The organism is Polaribacter litorisediminis (genome assembly GCF_019968605.1).
Classification (GTDB): domain Bacteria; phylum Bacteroidota; class Bacteroidia; order Flavobacteriales; family Flavobacteriaceae; genus Polaribacter; species Polaribacter litorisediminis.
Genome location: NZ_CP082966.1, coordinates 68,892 through 93,845 on the forward strand (window position 1 = coordinate 68,892; position 24,954 = coordinate 93,845).

Below are 24,954 nucleotides of genomic sequence, written 5' to 3' on the forward strand. Positions count from 1 at the left end.
TTTATTGTTTTATAAATCTTTCTGACACTTTACCTTCAATTGTTAAGATGTAAATACCAGCTTTTAAATTAGCAACGTTTATTTCTTGAAATTCATTTTTGTTTGAAGCACTCTGTACTTTTTGGCCTAAAGTATTGAAAATTGTATACGAAGTAATTGGTACTTTAATTTGTAAGTTTTGATTTGAAATTACAGAAGGAAAAGATAATCTTCCTTTACTCTGATAGTTATAATCTTCAATAGACAAAGAAGTAGCCAATACCAAAGTTCCGTCAGTTTGTAAAGCTAAGGTTTGTCCATTACCAACACCATCTGCACTAATTTGCGCTAACTGCGCTGCTGTTAAACTTGTATTGTCTGTCCCAAACTTTATAATTCCTTCTTTAAAACCAGTAATATTTAAAGTGCCAGAATTCCATTCAATTTCAGAACTATTTGCAAAGAAAAGTTCTGTAATACTATCATCAATATCTAAATTTAGTGTTCCTGTTCCTGAGCCTGTGAATTGAATCTCGCCCATACTATTTTGATTTTTATTAACATCGAAAGTGAGTGTTCGATTTCCATCAACTCCTATGTTTCCTTTATAAACATTTGCTCCATTAATAACGATACTGCAGTTGTCAGCATTACTTTGAATTTTTTGACCACTAGGCACAAATACACCATTATCTGCAGTATTTACTGTAACTACAGAGTTTGCACCAACCCAAACAAAATCTCCTGTACGATCAGAGTTATCAGAGGTGTTTCCAAATGTTATATTAGTATTTGCACTAAATCGTAATGCACCTGCACCAGCAAGAACACCGTCAAAGGTATAGGTACCCCCTGAATTTGATCTTGCTTCTAAAGGTGTATTTAATGTTAATAAAGAACCCGCTGAAAATTGTATAACATTTCCACCACCATTTGCGTGATTCATTATCGTATTTTTAAAACCTGTAGCTATCGAGTTATTTATAGTAACATTTCCATTAAAGCTAAGTATAGCATCGTTATTTGAAGCATTTTCTATTCCTAGACCAGGATTTGCATTTACATCAATTGTTAAAGTACTCTCACCAGAAATATTTACAGTTCCTCCTGGAGTAGAACCAGCCGTTGCAAATGTGGTTTGAATTTTTTTTACTGTAAAATCTGCATTTACAATGGATGCTATTAATGTGGGAAAACCAACTATATCTGTCGCTACTGGCGCTGCATTTAGAGACCAATTTGAAGCATTAGACCACTCTTGATTACCACCGTTGTTGTTAAAATCGTTTCTTTGAGCAACTATAACTGTCGCAAAAATCATTAAAAAAAGTGTAACATAATTTTTTTTCATAATTGTAGTTTTAAAAGTTAATTATTAGTATCCGTTGTTTTGAATTAAATTTTGGTTTAAGTCTCTTTGTTGCAAGGGAATTGGGAACCAAATACGTTCTGGGCGCCAATTATTTTTGATAGTAGGAGCAGTTCCTACGTTATAAAAACCATCTGTTTCTGATAAGTTTTGAATGGTTTCGTCGTATTTATGAAAACGTGCTAAGTCTATTCTTCTCCAGTTTTCAAAACACAATTCTCGGGAGCGTTCCTCTAAAAGCTCTGTTAAAAAATTTGGTCTAACATACGTCAAGTTTAAATCTTGAACCGTAGTTGATGCTGCCACAGCTCTTTGTCTTAATGTTGTTAAGGTGCTTCGTGCTGATCCTTCATCCCCCAGAAAATATTGTGCTTCCGCTCTTAGTAATAAAATATCTGCATATCTTAACAATGGCAATGAAAGTGAACTGGCCCAAGGAGCAACGAGTTTTTCTTTTGGGTCTATCATTCTGTATTTCCCTATACAATATAACCCAGTATTAGGACTTTGAATTTCTAATGGGATATAATAATTGACACCATCAATAATTTCTTGCGAAGAGCTTGCAGGAAGATTTCCTGTTAAATTGTGTTTAAATCGAATATCACCCTCTGTATATTTATTCCATAATTCTGATGTAGGGCGATACCACCCAAAACCACCACCTGTAATATTCATATTACCTTGTGGTACAAAGCCGTTTACCATTACCGTAATTACATTCTGTGTAGCATCAGAACTTGCTTCTGCTGTAAATAAACACTCCCTGTATTGAAAAGACTTTGTAGTTTCTCTGAATAAATTATCATATTCTGGTATGAGTTCATATCCACTTTGATTTATAATTTCGGTGGTATAATCTAATGCTTTTTGATAATGTGCATCCGCATCAACCCAATCAAAACTATTTATTGATACATCTTGGAAACTTACGGAACCTGTTTTCTTAAAACTTGCTAAATAAGTATGTGCTTTAACCAACAAACCTGCAGCTGTATATTTATTAATACTGCTTTCTCTTGGACCTCTAGTTTGTAAATTTTGGTATCCAAATTCAAAATCACTTAACACCTGTTGATAAACTGTTTCTATAGATTGTCTTTCTTGATTTGGGTCATGAACTGGGGTGTTATAAACTGGAATACCTCCATGCATCATAGATAACATCATATGATAAAAACCTCTTAAGACTCTTGCTTCTGCTTCAATTTCAATCTTTCTATTATCGGTAAAATCATCAATATTTTGTAATCTATCAATTAATATATTTGCTCTGTTAATACCAGCATAAAAGAAAAACCAATTTTCATTTATAAATGTTGATTCACTGGTAAAGCTTGCATTACCCCAAACTGAGAAAGTAATGTTATTAAAATTATTTCTTAAGATTGCTTCATCTGTAGCACCATTTAACATAAACATTAATCCTCTTCTGTAGCCCGAGGCATTTCCGAAATTTTGAACTGATCCCGCTGTTAAAATTGAATACACTCCATTTAAACCAATTTCTGCGTCGTCTGCACTTTTGTAAAAATTATCTGGTGAAACAAAAGAAAACGGCACGGAATCTAAATGATCCTCACAAGAATTAATTGTAATAAACGCAATAAACGATATGATAATGTAAAATATATTTTTCATTTTTTTTAAAATTTAAAATTTAGTCCTAAAGAAAAAGATTTAACTCTTGGGTATGAGATACGCTCATAACCAGACATTAAAGGGTTATTTGAACTTACTTCTGGGTCAAAACCAGAATAATTTGACCAGGTAATTAGGTTTGTACCAACAAAAAATACCTTTAAATCTTGAACACCATAATTTTCTATAAATTTTCTCGGCACTTGATATCCAAAATTGACATTTTGTAAACGTAAAAAAGAACCATCTTCAACAAAATAAGATGAGGTTACGGCATCTACTCTTCCAAACTCCGGATAAATATTAGAATTATTTGTGGATGTCCAACTATTGTCATAATAGTCTCTTTCTATATTCATAAATGGCTGAAAACCATGAGTTCTTAATCTACCTGCGTTAAAAATATCATTTCCATAACTCCACTGAAGCAGAAAACTCAAGTCAAAATTTTTATATTTAAAAGTATTGGTAATTCCTCCAAAATGTTTTGGAATACTATTCCCTATTATTTGTCTATCTCCATTTTCGTCAATAATTCCGTCTCCAGAGAGGTCTTTATATTTCTTTGCACCTGGAATAGGGCTAGCAAGTTGAGAGTCTACAACACCCGGTTTTAAGACATAACTTCTTGAATCATGAGGAATAGCAGTGTCACTGCCATTTTGCCAAGTAAAATCATCTATTTGATAAACACCATCGTAAACAAAACCATACATTGTTCCAATTGGCTCACCTACAATAACTCTTCCTGGTGAAGTTAGCCATCCTCCAGGAACCACAACAGGGATAAAGTCTGCACCACCTAAATCAATTACTTCGTTTCTATTAAAGTTTATATTAAAATCTGTTCTCCAACTAAAATTATCAGATTGAATATTCGTTGTTGAAAGACTAATTTCCCAACCACTATTTCTAATCTCACCAATATTCAATACTTGATTTGCATAACCGCTTTGAGCAGAAACAGGCGCATTTAGCAATAAATCTTCTGTTTTTTTAACATAATAATCTAAAGTTAAGTTTACTCTATTATCGAAAAGTCCTAGATCAATTCCCGCATCATATTGTGTAGTCGTTTCCCATTTTAAATTTTCATTAGCTAAAGACGATGGGGCAATTCCTAATAATTGACCTCCATTATTTGCATAGAAAGCGTTTTCCATACTAGAAAAATAGCTGTAAGGAGGTATTCTTTCATTCCCTGTAACTCCAAAACTTAATCGCATCTTTAAATTGGAAATTTCTTTAATATTTTTAATAAAGTCTTCTTCAGAAGTTTTCCAAGAAAATGCTCCTGACGGAAAATATCCCCAACGATTTCCTGCTCCAAATTTATCTGAACCATCAGCTCTAAAAGTTGCTGTAAATAAATATTTATCTTTTAAAGTGTAATTTACTCTACTAAAATAAGAAAGTCTTTTTGCTTGAGTTCTCAACGTTTCATAGCTAAGGGGAGTTTGACCAATACTAATATTATTAAACCCTAAAGACTCAATATCAAAACCAGAAATATCATTTAAAAAGCGTTCAAAGTTATAAAGGCTTACTTCATAGGCTGCCAATGCATCAATTCTATGATTCTTATTAAATCGTTTTCTGTAATTAAATTGATTTGTAAAATTGTAAGAATAGGTACCTACTTCATTAATAATAGCTCTTCCATCCCATTGGTTTCCCCAGTTGGTATTTGAGCCATAATATACTTTAGATTTAGATTTTGAATAATTTAAACCTATTTGAGATCTAAAGCTAAGATTTGTATTAATCTTATAGGTTCCAAACATACTTCCCAAAACTCTAAATAATCTAACTTCTTTTTCTGCTTCTTCTATAAGAGTTAATGGAGAAATATTTTCATCTAGTTCTTGATTTATCTCTTCATCTAAGATTCTCCATGGATTTGCAATAACAAGTAACTGCGTAATTCCGTTAAAATTATCTAATCCACCATTACTAGCAACACCTGTTGTTTCTGAGAAAGCACCATTCATATTTACCCCTAATTGTAACTTATCGTTATGGGTATGATTAATTCTTGTTCTAAAGGTATATCTATTATAATCATTATTTAAAACAATACCTTCTTGATCTAAAAAACCTGCACTCGCAGAAACTCTAGTTTTATCATTACCAGTGTTTAAACTTAAGTTATGTTGTCTTGTAATTCCTGTCCTTAAAATTTCATTTTGATAGTTGTATGAATCATATTGAGTGAAATCCCTAGGTGTTTCAAAAATACCATCATTATCTAAATCTCTAGCTAAGAACTGATTGTTTCCTCTTTGTTGTTGGTAAGTTATATATTCTTCTGGTGAAAGAACATCTAAAATTTTACTAGTCTCACCAACGGTCATCATAGAATTAAACTCAATGGTCGATTTTCCTGATTTTCCTGATTTTGTAGTGATAATAATAACACCATTTGCTCCTCTAGAACCAAAAATAGCGGTTGCAGAAGCGTCTTTCAGAATTTCAAAGGACTCGATATCATTTGGATTTATTGTTGACAAAGGGTCTAAAGTAGATTGGGATCCAGTACCATTGGCAACTTCATTCGTATTAATATCAATTTGTACTCCATCTATAACAAATAGCGGGGATGTATTTCCAAAGACAGAATTTGCTCCTCTAATTTTCACGTTTACAGAAGAACCTGGCTCTCCAGATTGTCTTGTTATTTGAGCACCTGCCACCCGTCCTTGTAAAGCGCTAAGTGCACTTGTGGTTTGTGTTTCTGCAAATTGTTCTGCTTTTACACTTCCTACAGAACCTGTTAAATCTTTTTTCTTTACAGAGCCATATCCTATGATAACAATTTCTTCTAATGAATTTTCTGCGGGTTCTAAAACAACATTAATTTCTGTTTGGTTTCCAACCTCAACTTCTTTTGGTTTTAATCCTAAGTATGAAAAAACAAGCACACTGTTATTTGATTTAACCTTAATTGTATAGTCTCCATCAAAACTAGAAACTGTTCCAAGAGATGACCCTTTAATTAAAATTGAAACACCTGGTAAAAGGTCGCCATAACTATCTTTTACAATTCCTTTTACCGTTTTTTGGCCGTAATAAGCTGCAGACGATAAAACAAATGTTAATAGTAAAATAATTTTTTTATTCATTTGGTTTGTTTTTTATATTAAATATAAAATTTACTTAAGTATTGTCTATTTAGAAGACTTTTGATAAAATGAATCCTTTCTATCTATTTGAATATTAGTTGATTTTTTGTCAATACTTAAAGTACCTTTTTTGCTATCCAGTCTTTTGTAAGTATTTCCTTGTATATGAACATCATTACAATTTATAATTTGAATATTGTCTACATTTGGGAATATAGGTTTGTATGTATCTGTCTGAATAATTGTATTATTTTCAAAGATTAAACCATTTACTGACATAGCTACTAAAATAGAGTTGTCAAACGTTTTTATGGTGTTGTTTCTAATTGTAATATCTCTGCTGTACATTCCTTTAAAGTTCTTTTTATCAACATACTGAGGGTCAATTAAAAAGATTGATTGTGGTCCATTACCACCATAAACAGCATTTTCAATTACATTATTTTCAATTAAAAGGCCATCATTAGGTCCGGATTCGTTCCATAATCCTAAATCTCCTGTTAATCTAAAACTTGCCATTTGAGACGATAGGTGATTATTTCTAACCACAACTTTTCTTGGTGTTGAAATTAGAAGACTTCTAGCTCTATTGTTTCGAACAATATTATTTTCAATAATCGCCGAAGCATGCCAAGAAATGTTTTCTACTCCATCATAAACCTGTACTTTGTTGGTTATGGGTTTATCAAAAGTGATATAAGATATTTTTTCATTAACTCTTTCAACTTTTTTTAAAACCATTGGTTCTGTTGTTGGCTGAAGATTTAATTGATCGATTATCTGAACTTCATCTCCTTCTTCACCAAATAAATATCCGTTTTGATGCGGATGATAGGTTTCTACTGCAAGCGTATAATCATCGATTATTTTGTTTACTCTTACATAGGTTCCATGAATATTAGTAGCATCATCTAACATGTTTTCAAACGTACAGTTTTTTATGGTTACCATTCCTTTTACATTACAAAAATGTGTAGCATCTGCCGTTGTTGTAATCATTCTACCAGAACCTTCTCTTAATACTACATTAAAACTATCTAGTGTAATATTTTCTGATCTTTCAGCAATCAATCCCATAGCACCTGCATGATATACATTTACATTTTTGAATTCCAAATCTTTTGATTTAAAAACTCTAAAAGCAGGACTTGTTCTATTTTCGAGATATTCTCCTTTAGAAACCATGACAGATCCTAGAGGAGGAAGTTTCTCCATTTTGGTTGTAATGCGAATCAATCCTTTTTTCAATTCTTCAGCATTAATTCCTTTTTCAGGCATGTTATATTGCTTCGTATTGTATAAAGGTGCCATTGTTTTAGGGTCCCAAAAAATATTTTGACCTACTTCTAAATTGTAGTGTTCCCAAAAAGCAAATCTTTTTCCATATTTTCTCTCATAGGGCGAATCTTCTCTTTCTAAGGTGATGTAAAGATGACCGTATTTAACTAGGTAAGGAGTTTTTACTTCAATGTCAAAAGTTTTAGTAGTTGGATTATTTGCAACAACTAAACCTTCAATCATAAAAGGAACATCCCAATCAACACTTAGGTTTGTTACTTTAGTGTTTGAGCTTTTTTCAATTATAAAAGGAATCATTTTACCATGAAAGATAAAATCAGAACCTCCTCCATCGACCACAAAATTATGAAAATCAATTAAAGGGAAAGCCGTTCTTTTCAGACCATTATCATTATTCGTAATTTCACAATATCTTTCTGGTGCGAAAGTGGGATAAAAGTGATAGGTTCCTTTTGGAAAAATTAATTTAGAGATGCCTTCTTCCTTGCATTTTTTTAAAGCTTTCACTACGATAGGAGTAATGTCTTTATACTTTTCTATTTCAAAATCTTTTAAGTTTAAAATTTTTTGACTGTAAGTAGTAGACAATGTAAGTAAAGCTAAAAGAAAGACAAATTTCCTCATGGATTTATAAAGTATTATAATTAGTTTATTTTTTTAATTTGATATGTAATCTTATAATTTTTTAATCGATACTATGTATTGAATGAAAAATTATTCAAAACCTGCACCTACAGCAGATGGGCTGCTTGCTTGCGCTTTTTGTGGAAATAAAATCATATAAGTACCCAATGAAGCTAATGCGGCATATTTACCATAGTTTCCTATCTTTTTCATAGCTTCTTTACGAGTAATTTCTTGGTCATTTTGTTGTGTGTTTTCTATCTTTTTTTTCATGACATAAGTTTTATGTTGTGGTTTGTATTATTCTAAAATGATTTTCTTGTTTAATTTTCCAGCTTCTGTTTGAAGTTGAACGATGTAAGCACCTGATACGAATTTTGGTAAAGAAATTTCTTTAACACCAGTAGAAATAAATGCACTTTGCATAACTTGTTTTCCTAAAATATCGTACAACTTTAAATTAGCAGTTCCAGAAGGCAAACCAACTACTTTTAAAGTATTTCTATTCGTAGTAAATACACTAATATTTTCTAATGCAACATCTATAGTGCTTAAGACGTTTTTTGTATTTGTATGTAAATAGAATCTTCCAACTCCAGTAGAGTTTTCACTTAAAGTTACTTCATAAGAAGTATTTGTTTCGTCTAAACGATTAAATGTATTGTTTAATCTATCTTCTAAATAAACTTTAACATTTAAAGGGAAGTTTGATAATTCTAGAGAAAATATTATCTTTTTACCTGCATTAGCAACGACGCCTATTGGTATGGTTAAAGATTCAAGTTCAGATGCAGGTAATGATTGTTTTTGGTATTTTTTACCTTGATTTTCGTTTACTAAATGTGTGTAGAGTTCAAAATCATTTTTAACGCCACCAAAAACTTCTCCTTCCCAACCAAAGTCATAACCTTTCGTAGCATCATTTAAAAAATATAATTTTGTAAAACGACTATTTTGGCTGTCAGAAACTAATAATTTTAATTCAGTTCTAGCAATTTTTTGGAATGTACCTCCTGTTGTAGCTTGATTTGATTCCGCAAAATTTAGACTTTCTGCAGTCGTTACATTTACAAAAAATCCTTGAGCAGGCGCCAACATAAAAGAATCACCAGACATTTGAACTTCATACCCGCCATCTCCGCCGTTTAATGTTTGATTCCACACCCAAATTTGTGATTGGTCAATTCCAGAAGTAGATCCTAAAAATGTTGCACTATTAATGTGAGCTACATATGGGTTGCCTAACAAATTAAAACCTTTAGTAGGCGTATTGATAGTTACACCTGCATTATCTGTAGTAAAGTCTCCTTCAAAACCAACGTCATTGTCTGCATATTCTCCTCCATTATCAGCAAAAGTAATTGCATCTGGCGTTATTTTCATAGAAAAACCTTGTCCAGAAGTAGCAGTAATATTATTATTTGTATCAGAGAAATAGGTCCAAGCAGCACTTCCTATTTCTCCAGGATTATAGGTCGCTATTCCTCTTTTAGTGGCACTGCCTATAGTAATATCATTTTTATCTGCAAATGCATCATCAAAAACCTCTCCAGACAAAGGGGAAGAAATTAAGTACCATGCTTTCGCATTTTCTGCATCATCTTGTAGATTTGCAAAGTAGCGCACTATACCTGTTACATCAGATTCTCCATTTACAATAAATACGTTTTGACCTTGAATTCTTAATTCAGTAGTTACTTTAATATTATTAACAGCTACTCCAGCAGTAAACATATTACAAATTGCACCTATGATAGCAATATTTTCAGTACCATCTCCAATAGGAGCAGTTCCACTAGACCAATTTGAGTTTTCAGACCACAATATAGATGCAGTTCCTTCAAAAATATTTATTCCAGAATCCCAAGCACCAGCATCATTATTATCATTACCAAAATCAATTGGAGTGGCATCAGTTAAAGAATTAGGAGCATTGTATGTTAAATTAGGACTAACAAATGCAAATGTTGTATTCGTGAAATCGGCTGTAATGTTTGATCCCGTCTCCGTATCAACATTATTTGTGTATTGTGCAAGAGAATTTAAAAAACTCATGGTTGCTCCTCCAACTCCATTAAAATCTGAATTGAGGCCTGTTCCATTATTTGCTTTATTATTATAAAAAAGAGAATTTTGAACCGTTATATTGTTGCTGTTTGAATTTACTCTTATGGCTGCTCCTTCAAAATTTCCTGTTTTGGCAATTTTATTTTCAGAAAACGTACAGTTTGTTATGGTTGCATTTGCAGATCCGGTAAAATGAATAGCGCCACCTCTGGCATTGGCTGCTGTAGAAGTTATCACAGCATTATTATAAAAAGTACAACCCGTAAAATTTATCGTCGGATTTTGAGCAATATAAAATACTCCACCTCCATTTTCGGAGGATGTTGAATTATTTAAGAAATTACAACGTATAAAAGTAAGGGTCATCCCTGTTTGTGAAGAATTATTTAAAACGGATCCCTGAAAAGCCGAATTGAAGTTTTGAAAAGTAATACCTGTAAATGTAATGGTCTTAGCAGCATCAGCAGTAATATTAAATAATCTATTAGCACCAGTACTTTGAACCATGGCATTAGAAGCCCCTTCAAAAGTAAGAGCTTTATTGAATGCAATTTGACTATTTTGTGTTATGGTACCCACTATAATTATTTTATCATTATCAATTGCAGCGGTTATGGCATCACTTAATGAGAGATATGGGTTTGCTTCAGATCCTAAAGTGGCACCTCCATCAGTTACTGTAGTCCCAACATATTTATCGGTACTAAAAATATTTGTAACTATAAAGAGACATAAAGATGCTAAAAGAAGGTAATTTTTTTTCATAATATTTGGCTTTAAAGCTTAAATTTTTTCCATTCACAATTACTTGCTAGAATGGTTGTATTTATTACGGTTCAAATGTAAAAAAAGGACTAATTGTTAATGTTTTGATATGTAACAATCGTTTTTACTATTGTAACAAAATGAATATTTAATAGTATTTAAGGTATTTATTTCCATTTTTATTTATTTTCTTTGATAAAAGTTAACACATATTCAATTTTTACAAATGAATAGCTACGTAATACATCTATTATTTATTCTTAATTTTTTATCTTCAGTTTCTGCTCAAAGATTGCAGTTAAACGCATTAACTGTTAAAGATGGTTTGTCTCAACATGATGTAAGTTCTATTATTCAAGATGCTGAAGGTTTTATTTGGATTGCGACTTATGATGGATTGAATAAGTTTGATGGATATCAAATTGAAAATTACTTTCATGATAATAATGACAGTGCTAGTTTGTCAAGTAATAGACTGCGTTGTTTGTTCGAAGAAAAAAATAAACGTATTTGGATTGGTACAGATGGGTATGGCTTAAATTATTATAATTTAGAAAAAGGAAGTTTTACAAGAGTTAAAGTTCCTGTTAACTATGAAATTATTAATGATATTTATCAAAATTCTGAAGATGAAATTATTGCAGCTACAACACAAGGTTTGCTGAAAATATCTCAAAATAATCAATCTTTTTTGGTAGAAATATTACAAACACCTATTACAGGGTTTGATATTAAAAAAATTAAACTTTTAGAGAATGGCAATATTCTTTATGCAACCAATAGAGGTCTTTGGCTTAGTCATAAAGATGGATACAGCTTAGTAAAAGGTTCTGACAATATTTCCTTTAATACGATTGTAGAAACCTCCAATAATCAAATTTGGGCTGCAGGTAAAAGTGGTTTGTATCAAATTATAAACAATACGTTAGTTTCTAAAAGAAATAAAATAGACAGTAATGTACTTTCTATGGCAGAAGGTATACATAATGATTTATGGATTACTACTTTTAATAGTGGGTTGCTTTATCTTTCTTTAGATAATTTAAAGGTTTCAAGCATTCCGCCTTTTTATAATTCTAATGAGAATTATCTTTATAACAAACAATTAAAATATATTTTTAAAGATGCTACAAATACACTTTGGATTTCAAATACTAAAGGCTTAGTATACTCAAACTTAGATAGTAAAAAATTTAAAAGCCTGCCGATTGAAAAAAAAGTAAATGTTAGAACCTTGTTTTCTAAAAATGATAAAATTTATTACGGATTACAGGCAGGTAGATTTTATATCTATTCTTTTGATACGAATTCGAATAAGGTAATTAATATTCCTAAAAATGCAAAGGCTTTTAGAGTTGATACCTTAAACGGAAAAATTTATCTAGCTACTACAAGTGGTTTATTTAGAGAAAAAATAGCGAACAAAGATGAATTTGAGCGTGTTCCTATTTTTGAAGATTCACCTGAAAAAAATAACTTATTAGTCACCAGTTTTTGTAAAGATGGCTTTGGAAACCAATATTTTGGAACTTTTAAAGGCCTGCTATTTAAAGACAAAAAAAGCACTTTTTGGATTCATAAAAAATTTAAAAATTTAGATTATTTAAGAAATGTACGTGTATTTTCTTTAAAAGTAGACAATTTAAAAAGCTGTATTTGGGTAGGAACAATTTCTGAAGGATTATTTAAAATTAACCTAGGCAAATCAGGAAATATATTATCTGTAGAAAGTTATAACGAAAAAATGACGGGGGCTTATAAAATTCCAAATAATTCGATTTGGTCATTCTATCAAGATAAAAATAACTCGCTTTATGTAGGCACAGATACGGGGCTCCTTTTAAAAAAATCGAATGAAAATGAATTTAAATCTGTAAAAGCAAAAGGCATTCAGAATAAAAAAATAATGGGAATTATTAGCGACGAATCTTCTAATTTGTGGTTAAATAATTCTCAAGGAATCTTAAAATATAATGTAAAAACAAAGGTTGCCACAAAGTATAATTATTTTGATGGCTTACTAACCAACTCCTTTACAGAGGCAATTTCTAAAAATGATAAAGGCCAATTATTTTTCGGTAATATTTCAGGAATTAATTATTTTAAATCAGGCGAACTAGAAAACAATCCATTTCCGTCAAAAATTTCTTTTACAAACCTTTGGATAAACAACAATAAAGTACATGTAGATGAAGAGATATTAGGTTCAACGATTCTAAAAAACAGACTTAATAGAACAAATAATTTAACTTTAAATTACAAACAGAATGATTTTTCAATTGAATTTACCAGCACCAACTACGCAAATGTTAAGGTAAATAAGTATCGATATCAATTAGAAAATTACGATAAAAACTGGCAAGTTGTAGATAATACCAAACGATTTTCAAGTTACTCTAATATTCCTAGTGGCAACTATAAACTTAATGTTGAAGCGACAAGCCCTACCGGAGTTTGGTCAAATAATATAAAAACTATTTTAATTACTATTAAGCCTGCACCTTGGAATACTTGGTGGGCATATTTACTATACTTCGTATTAATTTCTACAATTTTATTTGCATTCATTTATTTCTGGTTAAACAAAGAAAAATTAAGAAATCAGATAGCATTATCTACTTTAAAAAACGAACAAGAAAAAGAAATTAATGAAATGAAGTTAACTTTTTTTACAGATGTTGCGCATGAATTTAAAACACCTCTATCTTTAATAATTGGGCCTTTAAACGACTTAATCAAAGGCAATATTAATAAAGAATACAAAGAGTTTTGTTATAATATTGTTTCGAGAAATACAAATAGAATGATGAACCTTGTGAATCAACTTTTAGATTTTAGAAAAGTAAATTCTGGTTTAAACATTTTAAAAGTTTCGAGAAATGATATGACCTCATTTGTAAAAGAAATTACAAAATCTTTTGCTTGGCAATCCAAAACAAGAGAAATAGACTTAAAAATTGTTTCACCTCAGAGCTATTATTGTCATTTTGATAAAGATATTGTAGAAAAAGTTATCTATAATTTATTATCAAACGCTTTTAAATATACCCCAAATAAAGGTACCATAGAAATAGAAATTAAACCCACTTGGAAACAAGAGTTAGAATATTTTGTAATCTTAATAAAAGATAGTGGTAAGGGGATTTCTCAACAAGATAAAAAGAAAATATTTCAAAGACATTTTCATGGAAAAGACCGATCTTCATCGGGTATTGGTTTGCATTTAACAGCAACATTAATAGAGGCTCACAAAGGAGAAATTAATGTACTGAATAGTGCTTTGGGAGGTACCGAATTTATGATAACGCTGCCTGTATCATCAAAAGCTTTTACAGAAGAAGAATTTTTAACAAAAGATGATATTCCAGTTGATAATCCAAAAGATTACATTCCTGGAGATATGATTGAAAGCACAAAAGAAAATTTAAATGAAGACAGTGAAAAAATATTAATTGTTGAAGATGATTATGATTTAAGAAAGTATTTAAAAACGATTCTAAATAAAGACTATGCTGTTATTGAGGCTAATAATGGTAAAGAAGGATTAAACATAGCGCTAAAAGAAATTCCAGATATTATTATAACAGATGTAATGATGCCAGAGCTAGATGGGATAGAAATGTGCGAACAAATCAAAAAAAATATTTTAGTTTCTCATATTCCAGTATTAATGCTTACGGCTAAAACAGGTGATGAATTTTATAATAAAGGTTTAAAAGTAGGTGCTTGGGATTATATAGCAAAACCATTTAATAGTGCTCAATTGCTTCAAAAAGTCAATAATATCATAAAAACAAGAAATAGTTTTAGACAGTATATTGATGCAGGTTCATCCAAAGAAATTAAAAATCATTACGTGTCTTATGATCAGCAATTTGTAAAAACTGCGATAGAAATTGTACATCAAAAAATGGCTGAGCCCAGTTTTTCTGCGAAAGAATTGTCAGAGGTATTGGGTTTAAGTAGAATGCAATTACATAGAAAACTGAAGGCTTTAGTTGGGCTAAGTACAACTGCTTTTATTAATGCAATCAAAATTAAAAAAGCGATACAAATGTTTGATGAAGGCTGCGACCGGGTGCAAGAAGCTATGGATGCTGTAGGAATCAATAGCTATGCACATTTTATTAGTCTATTTAAAAAAGAAAAAGAAATGACACCCAGTAAATATATAGAGCTAAAATCTACAAATCAATAAACGAAAAATATTAATAGAAATGAAAAAACATATCTTAACACTATCATTATTATCAATTTTTGCTTGTAATATTGCTCAAAAAAAGGATCATAAAATAAATAAAATGATTTCTGATAAACCCAATGTTATTGTCATTTATTTAGATGATTTAGGATATGGAGATATCAGTTCTTACGGTGCAACAGCACTACAAACGCCAAATATAGATGCTTTGGCTTCTGGCGGAATTAAATTTACAAACGGTTATGCTTCATCAGCAACTTGTACACCAAGCAGGTATGCCTTGTTAACAGGGATGTATCCTTGGAGAAATAAAAATGCAAAGATTTTACCAGGGACTGCACCTTTATTAATTTCTACAGAACAAAAAACCTTACCTAAATTATTTAAAAATCAAGGATATCAAACAGCCATAGTTGGTAAATGGCATTTAGGTTTAGGAACTGGTATTGTAAACTGGAATGAAAAAGTAACTCCAGGTCCCAATGAGGTTGGTTTTGACGAATCGTATATTATGGCAGCTACACAAGATAGAGTTCCAACGGTTTACATTAAAGATGGTCATGTGGTTGGATTGGATAAAAATGATCCTATTCTAGTAGATTATAAAAATAATTTCGAAGGCGAACCTACCGCAATTTCTAATCCAGAATTACTAACAATGAAATGGCATCATGGACACAATAGTAGTATTGTAAACGGAATACCAAGAATTGGTTATATGAAAGGTGGCGATGCTGCAAAATGGACAGATACAGATATGGCAGATCACTTTTTAGAAAAAGCTCAAAACTATGTAAAAACGCACAAAGAGAAACCGTTCTTTTTATATTATGCAATGCAACAGCCACATGTGCCAAGAACACCACATCCAAGATTTATAGGAAAGTCTGGAATGGGACCAAGAGGAGATGTAATTTTAGAAGCAGATTGGGCAATTGGCGAATTTATGAAAACCCTAAAAGAAGAAGGGGTTTTAGAAAACACCTTAATTGTTTTTTCTAGTGATAATGGTCCAGTTTTAAATGATGGTTATTATGATGATGCTGTTGAAAAAGTAGGAACTCATGATCCGAAAGGAGGATTAAGAGGAGGGAAATACAGTATTTATGAAGCTGGAACAAGAGTCCCGTTTATTACCTATTGGAAAGGAAAAATTAAACCACAAGTATCAGATGCTTTGGTTTGTCAAATGGATTTATTGGCATCAATTGCTAGTTTATTAAATATCGAAGAAAAATCCACAGATAGTCAAAATTTACTAAATACTTTTTTAGGAAAATCAGAAAAAGGTAGAGAATATTTAATCTTAGAAGCTACAGGAAAAACAGCATTAAGAAATGGAGATTGGTTATATATACCAGCTTACGAGGGAACAAATTACAGAAAAGCTGTAGGCATAGAGGTCGGTAATTTTCCTTTTGAACAACTTTATAATTTAAAAGAAGATAAAGCACAACAAAATAATTTAGCTGAAACGAATGCTCAAAAACTAGCAGAAATGAAACAAACTTTTATCAATTTAAGAGGTTTGGAATATCAAAAAGGGGTAAAAGAAGTTGTTTTTAAATAGAATAATTATAATACCCAATAAATATTTCATTAGATGTTTTTATTTGAGAAGAGTTCAAGTAAAATGAATTTTTAAAATAATTCAAAAAAAATGAAAAAAATACAAATTAAGTATGCACTTCTTTTTTTATGTATGGTTTTTGTATTTTCTTGTAATACTCAAAATAAAGAAGATAAAAGACCTAACATTCTATGGATAGTTGCAGAAGATGTATCTCCTTTTATGGGAGCTTATGGAGATGCTATTAATAAAAATTATACACCTATTATTGATAAAATGGCTTCAGAAGGAGTTTTATTTAAAAGAGCCTATGCAACAGCACCTGTTTGTTCGGCTAGTAGATCTGCATTAATTACAGGAGTCATGCAAACCACTACAGGAACACATCAACATAGATCAAGTAGATTTACAGATGGTGAAATAGTTCCGGAAGAACTTAGAATTTATTTGCCTAAAAAAATGAAAACTATTCCTGAATTGATGAAAGATGCTGGATATTTTACATTTAATAATGGCAAAGACGATTATAATTTTCATTACAACCGACTAAATTTATATGATGTAAGTACTAAAGAAGACTATAAACCTGGAATGAATGGATGGCAAGGAAATAAGGCCAAGTATACGTCTTCTAGCTTAAAAGACGTGTGGAGTTCTAGGCCAAATAAAAGGCAACCTTGGTTTGGTCAAATTCAAATTGATGGAGGAAAAGCAAAAGCAAAATTTGTTAGAAAAGGAGAGAAATTAAACGATAACGAAGTACCATTACCGCCTTATTATCCAGAAGGAACATCATTTCAAAACGCTTGGACAGTTCATTACAATGCAAATCGGGGTGCAGATGCTAATATTGAAGATATTTTAAAACAATTAGAAGCAGATGATGAACTAGAAAACACCATTATTTTCTTTTTTTCAGATCATGGAAGTAACACATCATTAAGACACAAACAGTTTTGTTATGAAGGTGGAATGCTAGTTCCATTAATTATTAAAGGAGATGATATACGATTTAAAAAAGGTTTGATAAGAGATGATTTGGTTTCTTTATTAGATGTTTCAGCCACTACTTTAGCACTTGGGAATGCAAAAATGCCAGACTATTTAGACGGTCAAAATCTATTTTCTGATAAGTATAAAAAACAAGATTATGTTATTGGTGCTAGAGATCGATGTGATTTTACCATAGATAAAATTAGAACTGTTGTCTCAAAAAAGTATAGATATATTAAAAATTATTTTCCAGACAGAATCATGTTACAGGCTGGTTATAGAGACCGTTCGCCCGTAGTTAAAGACTTTAAGAAACTACATATAGAAGGAAAACTAACACCATATCAAGAAAAACATTGGTTTGGAAAAAGACCTGTTGAAGAATTGTACAATCTTGAAGAAGATCCTCATCAAATGAACAACTTGGCGAATAACCCTGATTATAAAACCGTATTAGAAGAACATCGAAATGTTTTAAAATACTGGATTAAAGAAACAGATGATCAAGGTCAAAGACCAGAAGATATAAAGCAATTAAAAGCCACTTATGACTTATGGAAGGATAGACCACTTTTTAAAGACGCAAAAATAAATCCAGAATATGATGTTTTCAAATAAAAACTATTTTTAGTGTGAAGTTAAACTATACTGCAATAGTGTCAATAGTATTTTTAGTACTTACAAGTTTGGTTGGTTGTGCATCAAAAAGTAATGCTCAGCAAACAAAAAATAAGCCTAATATCGTTTTATTCTTTGTAGATGATTTAGGTTGGTCCGACCTTGGTTTTCGTAATTCTATTTTCGAGTCTCGTAATATTAATAGTTTGGCAAAATCAGGACTAAGTTTTGAACAAGCCTATATCCCCACACCAACTTGCAGCCCAAGCCGAGCAACATTATTAACGGGTAAACATCCCGTGCGTTTAGAGATGGTTCGTCATATTCCTGGAGGTAAAAAAAATGGTTTTGATCAGTTTGGAAGAGGTTCTATAGAATATCATTTATTACCAAGAGATCCAGCACAATTTCCTTCAAGAAATTGGTTGCCTTTAGAACATAAAACCTATGCAGAGGCTTTAAAAAATCTAGGATATTATAATTTGTTTGTAGGAAAATGGCATTTGGGTCATGAACCTTATCACCCTAATAAACAAGGTTTTGATAAACAAATTGGTACTTCAAATTTTGGACATCCAAAATCGTATTATCCACCTTATTTCAAGCAAGATACTATTTTTGAGGATACAAAAAACACCTATTTAACAGACAAATTAACGAATGAAGCAGTAAGTTTTATTCGTAATTATAAAAAAGAAAATCCTTTTATGCTCACATTTTCCTATTATTCTGTGCACTCACCACATGAAGGTCCTAAAGATTTAGTAGCGCATTTTGAAGCAAAAGGATTGAAAGGTAAATTTGCTCATTATGCTGCCATGGTGAAAGCTACGGATGAATCTGTCGGAAGAGTTATGCAGGCCATTAAAGATACTGGTAAAGAGAAAGAAACCATTTTTATCTTCTTATCGGATCAAGGAGGATATTTTGAAAACGCACCTTTTAGAGGAGGTAAAATGACTGAAACACTTTTTGAAGGTGGTGCTCGTGTACCTTTTTTCTTTTATTGGGATGGGGTTACAAGTCCCAATAGTAAAAATAACACACCAGTACAATCTACAGATTTATTTCCAACTCTTATTGAAATAGCGGGTGGAGATACTTCTACATATCCAAATTTAGATGGGGTTTCGTTGCTTTCAACCATCAAAGAAAATAAGCTATTGCAAAAAAGAACGCTCTTTGGATATAGAGCTTATGAAGACTTGTACGCATCAGTAAGAGATGGGGATTGGAAATTATTAGCTTATAGAAGTGGAAAAACAGAACTCTTTAATATTTCTAAAGATGTAAAAGAGGAAAATGATTTAAATAATAAAATGCCTGATATTGTTGATAAATTGAAAGATAAATTGATGAAATGGGAAAAAGAAATGGATGTTGAAAAATATTCAGGAGTGCTTTTGAAATAAGATTTTTAATTGCGTTTGACAATAAATAAAATAAATACCAAAAATCAGTACAAATTATGACAGCAAGTTTTGAAATTTTAGATTACATTATTTTTATAGCATATGCTATTTTAATTTTAGGAGTCGGTTTATGGGTTTCTAGGGATAAAAAAGGACACCAAAAAAATGCCGAAGATTACTTTTTAGCCAGTAAATCTTTGCCTTGGTGGGCTATTGGAGCCTCCTTAATTGCTGCCAATATTTCTGCTGAACAATTTATTGGAATGTCTGGTTCTGGGTTTGCCTCCGGATTAGCCATTGCTTCGTATGAGTGGATGGCAGCCATCACCTTAATTATCGTAGGAAAGTATTTTCTACCTATTTTTATTGAAAAAGGCTTATACACCATTCCTGAGTTTGTTGAAAAACGATACTCTACCAACTTAAAAACCATTTTAGCTGTTTTTTGGATTGCTTTATATGTTTTTGTAAACTTAACCACTGTTCTGTATTTAGGTTCTCTTGCCTTAGAAACTATTATGGGAATTCCGATGATGTATGGAGTTGCTGGTCTAGCATTGTTTGCAGCAGCGTATTCCTTGTATGGAGGATTATCAGCAGTAGCTTGGACGGATGTAATTCAAGTAGTTTTTCTAGTCATTGGTGGTTTGGTAACGACGTACTTAGCATTGAATACAGTTTCTGACGGACAAGGTATGTTTGCAGGATTGACAACCATTTACGAGGCAGTTCCTGAGCGATTTGCGATGATTTTAGATGAATCGAATCCTGAGTATAAAAACTTACCAGGTATTGCAGTTCTTGTTGGAGGAATGTGGGTGGCGAATTTATATTATTGGGGATTTAATCAATATATCATCCAAAGAACTTTGGCGGCGAAATCATTAAAAGAAGCACAAAAAGGGATTTTATTTGCAGCCGGTTTAAAATTAGTAATTCCGTTAATTGTAGTAATTCCGGGTATTGCAGCGTATGTAATGGTCAATGATCCTGAAATTATGGCAAGATTGGGTATGGCTGGATTAGAGAATTTACCAAGTACAGAACAAGCAGACAAGGCTTATCCTTGGTTATTACAATTTCTACCAACAGGATTAAAAGGTGTGGCGTTTGCAGCCTTAGCAGCTGCGATTGTTTCTTCTTTGGCATCCATGTTAAACTCAACGTCTACCATTTTTACGATGGATATTTACAAACAATACATCCATAAAAATGCATCTGATAAAGCTACTGTAAATATGGGTAGAATTTCTGCGGCAGTTGCTTTGTTAATTGCGTGTATTATGGCGCCTTTATTAGGGAATTTGGATCAAGCCTTTCAGTTTATTCAAGAATATACGGGAGTGGTAAGTCCAGGGATTTTGGCTGTCTTTATGTTAGGTTTGTTCTGGAAAAAAACGACCAACAAAGGAGCAATTTTTGGTGCATTAATATCAATTCCGATTGCAATGTATTTTAAAGTAGCGCCAAAAGGATGGTCTACCAATTCGATATTTGTAGATGTTCCGTTTATGGATCAAATGGGGTATACTGTTGTATTAACAATGATTGTAATTGCCATATACAGTTACTTGCAACACAAAGGTGCAGATGATGAAAAAGGAATTGATATTTCTAAAGCGATGTTTAAAACAAGTCCGCTGTTTAATATTGGGTCGTTTGCAGTCATGCTAATTTTAGTGGTATTGTATAGTGTGTTTTGGAATTAAATAAGAGTTGTATTGAGTAATAGTTGTATTGTATTGAATTAGAGTTACATATATAAATTTAGTTCTTTTCAAGTTTTACTTTAAGATTTTAATCGTCATTACATATTTGAACAATTTGAAAGTAAAAAACTGAATACAATTCATATTTTAAGGCCTTTCTGTCTCATGAATAGATTTAGAAATGGAGCGTAAAAAACCTCAATATTAGAGAGTTTCGTAAGGATTATATTGTTGCGGTCAATTTTTCTCTATACCGCTGTTCAATTATTTTTCCAAATCCAGCTTTATCATTTCTCAAAAATTCCATTTCCTCATTATTAACTATCGTTGGATGCACTTCTCTTAAATGTTTATCACTCCAAATCCCTAACGCTAAAATTACGGGTATTAAATCTAACGCTTTATTAGTAAGGTGATAGTAAACCGACTTTTTATTGGTGGGTAGTTTAAACTTTGTAATCAGTCCAAATACTTCCAATTGTTTCAGTTTGCTTGAAAGAATATTGGTGGCTATGGATTCGTCACTTTCGGTAAAATCCTTGAAAGTTTCTTTGTTTTCTATCAGCATTTGCTTAATTATTACTAACATCCATTTATCGCCCAAAACATCAAGCGCAGAAGTAAAAGGGCAATTGCATCTAAATTTTGTTTCCATTATATGTTACTTTTTCTGTTGCAAAGATAGTAAATTATATTTTTTACTTGCAATATGAAATTAATTTGAAATATTACTTGCGTTATAAAAGTAATTTCTTATTTTTGCTTGCGAATAACAAGTAATAATTTAATTAAATACCAAAATCAATGAAAAAAGTAATCACAGTAATTGTGTTAGCAGGTATTCTTGCTTCCTGTAGTACAAAAAAAACGAATAAAGCAAGCGAGTCTAATCCATCAAAAAAAATAGATATGAATAAAAAAGAAATCGTAGGTACTTTTTTAGGTGCTGTAATGCAACAAGATACAAGCACAATGAGAGAATTGGCAAATACCAATTACATCCAGCATAATCCATTTATACCCACAGGATTAGAACCATTTATACAAATGCTTCCTATTCTTAAAGAAAACGAAACAACTGCCGAAAACATAAGAATGTTTCAAGACGGAAATTATGTGTTTATGCACAACATTTGGCGAAATGCAAAGCCTTTTGGTGCAGATGAAATGGTTTCATTTGATATTATCCGATTAGATGAAAATGGTAAAGTAGCCGAGCATTGGGACGCTATGACACCTTTGGTAAAAGAAACTGCTAGCGGAAGAACACAAACAAATGGTTCTACAATTGTGACAGATTTGGATAAAACCGAGGCAAATAAAGCATTAGCCAAATCTATGGTAGAAGACATTTTGATGGGTAAAAACCCGAATAAAATCAGCGATTACATCAGTACCGAACAATACGACCAACACAATCCAGCAATTAAAGATGGACTAAATGGTATAGCTGAGGCCGTGCAATATCTTACTGCACAAAACAACATGTTCCAATACACTAAAATTCATAAAGTATTAGGCGAAGGTAATTTTGTACTAACTATAAGCGAAGGTAATTGGAATGGAACAACAAATGTTTTTTACGATTTGCTTAGGTTTGAAAATGGAAAAGCGGTAGCGCATTGGGATGTCATTCAACCGATCCCAACAGAAGGTTTAGCGAATGATAACGGAATGTTCGGATTTTAATTTTATAAACATTTTGGGCGTCTGCCTGCCGCAGCCAGGTTACCGCAAGGTTCGGGCTTTCCGCTGTATCTTTTTTTGCTTTAAAAAAGTAAAAAAAGGATGCCGCCTCAATTCCTAACGCAAATACACAACGAAACAATTGATACCGTTTTAGACATGTAATGCCGTAATAAATCGTTTCTTTTTAGCTTACTTTTTATTAGAAAATATGACTGTAATGAAGGCTACGCTAATTCTTTTTTAATTTCAATAAATCAAAAAAAGAATTCAATTTATTTACACGGCATTATACATATAGATTGGTATCACAATTACAAAACAGGTATCAAAACATACAAGTTTTGTTTTGAAACGAAATTGTTTTGAGCCAATAAAATCATAAAGTTTACTTAAATACTATAATTTAATGCGAACGTTTTTTGCTTATTTATAAATGATTGCTAACTTGCAGTCAAATTCCTGATTGAAACTTGAAAAAATATAGCAGACAAATTTATATAGTATTCATGCTTTTTGTGTGTACTTTCATTCTTATAGCCAATATCGCGGCATCTAAAGGCAATGTAGTTACTAAACCAAAGATACCTCCAGTAGTAGAAAAAGAACTTTCAATTTTAGTAGAGCATCATCCTGAAAAGATTACAAAAAATGTACGTCATAAATTAGACTCTTTATTAAAACGCATTAATAAAAGAAACGATTTTAATGGGGCTGTATTAGTAGCAAAGAATGAAAAAATCTTGTATAGCAATCAGATAGGGTTGGCAGATTTTAGAAAAAAAGAACCGCTGAATAAAGAATCGGTTTTTCAACTAGCTTCCGTAAGCAAACAATTTACTGCAGCAGCAATTATGCTCTTAAATGAGCGAAATAAAATTAAACTTACAGATAGTGTAAATGCTTATTTTCCGGATTTTCCTTATAAAGATGTAACGATTAAAAATCTGTTGAACCATACCGCCGGATTGCCAAAATATTTTTGGGTAGCAGAGCATAAATGGGAACAGAAAAAAGCACCTACAAACAGGGAGATGATGGCTTTATTAGCAAAAAGTAAAGTCAATCGTTTTTTTAAGGCAGGTCGTAATTTTGATTATTCTAACACGGGTTATTTTGTGTTGGCTTCTATCGTAGAAAAAGTTTCTGGGACCTCTTTTAGTACTTTTTTAAAGAAAAATATTTTTGATCCATTGCAGATGCAACATTCGTATGTGTACAGTTTTGAAAATGATACGATTAAAGAAAACCAACTAGATGGCTATAGATTGTACCGAGGGTGGAGGCATCGTAAAATTCCAGGTACTATAAACGACGCCATTGTTGGTGATAAAAATGTGTATACAACTTCAGAAGATTTGTTTAAATGGACATTAGGTTTAAACTCTGGGAAGTTGCTGTCAAAAGAATCCCTAGAACTGATGTATGCTAAAGGAGAAACAATATACGGCAGAAAGGTACCTTACGGATTTGGTTTTAGAATCGATACGAAAAGAGATAAAAGTATCTATCATCATGGTAAATGGAATGGTTTTAGTACAGGACTTACAAAATATTTGGATGATGATTTGGTCATTATCGTTTTAGAGCATACTAGTTATAACGCTATCACATCACTGAATAGAAAAATAAAAAAAATTGTTGCCGAAAATTTTGGAGTTTGATTTTATGAAAATAGGAAAATGTCATGTGTCAAAAAGATTCGAGTTACACAGGTATAACCTACCAATGAAGATTCAGTGCACTCTTTTTGTATTTAACCAAATACACGTTTAATAAAACCTGCAAGAAATAAATATTTCTTCTAAATTTCCTAGATCTTACCTTAAATACTTGTAGATCTGTAAAAGCACTCAAAGCCAATTTATTTTCGTGTGCTTTACTGATATTAAATCAATT

14 protein-coding genes are annotated in these 24,954 nt (G+C 31.6%); 7 read left to right on the forward strand and 7 right to left on the reverse strand.

Annotated elements, in window-relative coordinates; genetic code table 11:
* Position 1 precedes the first annotated feature (1 nt).
* From K8354_RS00325 to K8354_RS00350, 6 genes are all read right to left on the reverse strand, one after another.
* Positions 2–1,330 (reverse strand): T9SS type A sorting domain-containing protein, encoded by a 1,329-nt coding sequence (locus K8354_RS00325; protein WP_223444472.1) that lies wholly within the window; start codon positions 1,328–1,330, stop codon positions 2–4.
* Between the two features lie 24 nt (positions 1,331–1,354).
* Positions 1,355–2,989 carry a RagB/SusD family nutrient uptake outer membrane protein gene (locus K8354_RS00330; RefSeq protein ID WP_223444474.1) on the reverse strand — a complete coding sequence of 545 codons (1,635 nt, stop codon included), beginning with the start codon at positions 2,987–2,989 and terminating at the stop codon, positions 1,355–1,357.
* A gap of 5 nt (positions 2,990–2,994) precedes the next feature.
* Positions 2,995–6,111 carry a SusC/RagA family TonB-linked outer membrane protein gene (locus K8354_RS00335; RefSeq protein WP_223444476.1) on the reverse strand — a complete coding sequence of 1,039 codons (3,117 nt, stop codon included), beginning with the start codon at positions 6,109–6,111 and terminating at the stop codon, positions 2,995–2,997.
* Between the two features lie 45 nt (positions 6,112–6,156).
* Positions 6,157–8,034 carry an alpha-1,3-galactosidase-related protein gene (locus tag K8354_RS00340; RefSeq protein WP_223444478.1) on the reverse strand — a complete coding sequence of 626 codons (1,878 nt, stop codon included), beginning with the start codon at positions 8,032–8,034 and terminating at the stop codon, positions 6,157–6,159.
* A gap of 90 nt (positions 8,035–8,124) precedes the next feature.
* Positions 8,125–8,307: a hypothetical protein gene (locus K8354_RS00345; protein WP_223444479.1), complete on the reverse strand. Its 183-nt coding sequence runs from the start codon at positions 8,305–8,307 to the stop codon at positions 8,125–8,127.
* Positions 8,308–8,334: 27 nt separating this feature from the next.
* Positions 8,335–10,866 carry a T9SS type A sorting domain-containing protein gene (locus K8354_RS00350; RefSeq protein ID WP_223444480.1) on the reverse strand — a complete coding sequence of 844 codons (2,532 nt, stop codon included), beginning with the start codon at positions 10,864–10,866 and terminating at the stop codon, positions 8,335–8,337.
* Positions 10,867–11,092: 226 nt separating this feature from the next.
* Between K8354_RS00350 and K8354_RS00355 the strand changes: the two genes are divergently transcribed.
* The 5 genes from K8354_RS00355 to K8354_RS00375 all read left to right on the forward strand — a co-directional run bounded on the left by K8354_RS00355 (position 11,093) and on the right by K8354_RS00375 (position 21,369).
* Positions 11,093–15,064 carry a hybrid sensor histidine kinase/response regulator transcription factor gene (locus K8354_RS00355; RefSeq protein WP_223444481.1) on the forward strand — a complete coding sequence of 1,324 codons (3,972 nt, stop codon included), beginning with the start codon at positions 11,093–11,095 and terminating at the stop codon, positions 15,062–15,064.
* Between the two features lie 19 nt (positions 15,065–15,083).
* Complete coding sequence (locus K8354_RS00360; RefSeq protein WP_437440117.1) at positions 15,084–16,637, forward strand: sulfatase family protein; 1,554 nt, start codon at positions 15,084–15,086, stop codon at positions 16,635–16,637.
* A gap of 90 nt (positions 16,638–16,727) precedes the next feature.
* Positions 16,728–18,248 carry a sulfatase family protein gene (locus tag K8354_RS00365; RefSeq protein ID WP_223444490.1) on the forward strand — a complete coding sequence of 507 codons (1,521 nt, stop codon included), beginning with the start codon at positions 16,728–16,730 and terminating at the stop codon, positions 18,246–18,248.
* Positions 18,249–18,286: 38 nt separating this feature from the next.
* Positions 18,287–19,660 carry a sulfatase gene (locus K8354_RS00370; protein WP_223444491.1) on the forward strand — a complete coding sequence of 458 codons (1,374 nt, stop codon included), beginning with the start codon at positions 18,287–18,289 and terminating at the stop codon, positions 19,658–19,660.
* Between the two features lie 56 nt (positions 19,661–19,716).
* Entirely contained in the window at positions 19,717–21,369 is a 1,653-nt protein-coding gene (locus K8354_RS00375) for a sodium/sugar symporter (protein ID WP_223444492.1), read from the forward strand.
* Positions 21,370–21,592: 223 nt separating this feature from the next.
* Here the strand turns inward: K8354_RS00375 and K8354_RS00380 are convergent, their stop codons facing one another.
* Positions 21,593–22,024: a winged helix-turn-helix transcriptional regulator gene (locus K8354_RS00380; RefSeq protein WP_223444493.1), complete on the reverse strand. Its 432-nt coding sequence runs from the start codon at positions 22,022–22,024 to the stop codon at positions 21,593–21,595.
* Between the two features lie 149 nt (positions 22,025–22,173).
* Here K8354_RS00380 and K8354_RS00385 point away from each other — a divergent pair, with 149 nt between their 5' ends.
* Both K8354_RS00385 and K8354_RS00390 read left to right on the forward strand, forming a co-directional pair.
* On the forward strand, positions 22,174–23,058 hold the full coding sequence (locus K8354_RS00385; RefSeq protein WP_223444494.1) for a nuclear transport factor 2 family protein: 885 nt from the start codon (positions 22,174–22,176) through the stop codon (positions 23,056–23,058).
* Positions 23,059–23,528: 470 nt separating this feature from the next.
* Positions 23,529–24,719: a serine hydrolase domain-containing protein gene (locus K8354_RS00390; RefSeq protein ID WP_223444501.1), complete on the forward strand. Its 1,191-nt coding sequence runs from the start codon at positions 23,529–23,531 to the stop codon at positions 24,717–24,719.
* Positions 24,720–24,954 lie beyond the last annotated feature (235 nt).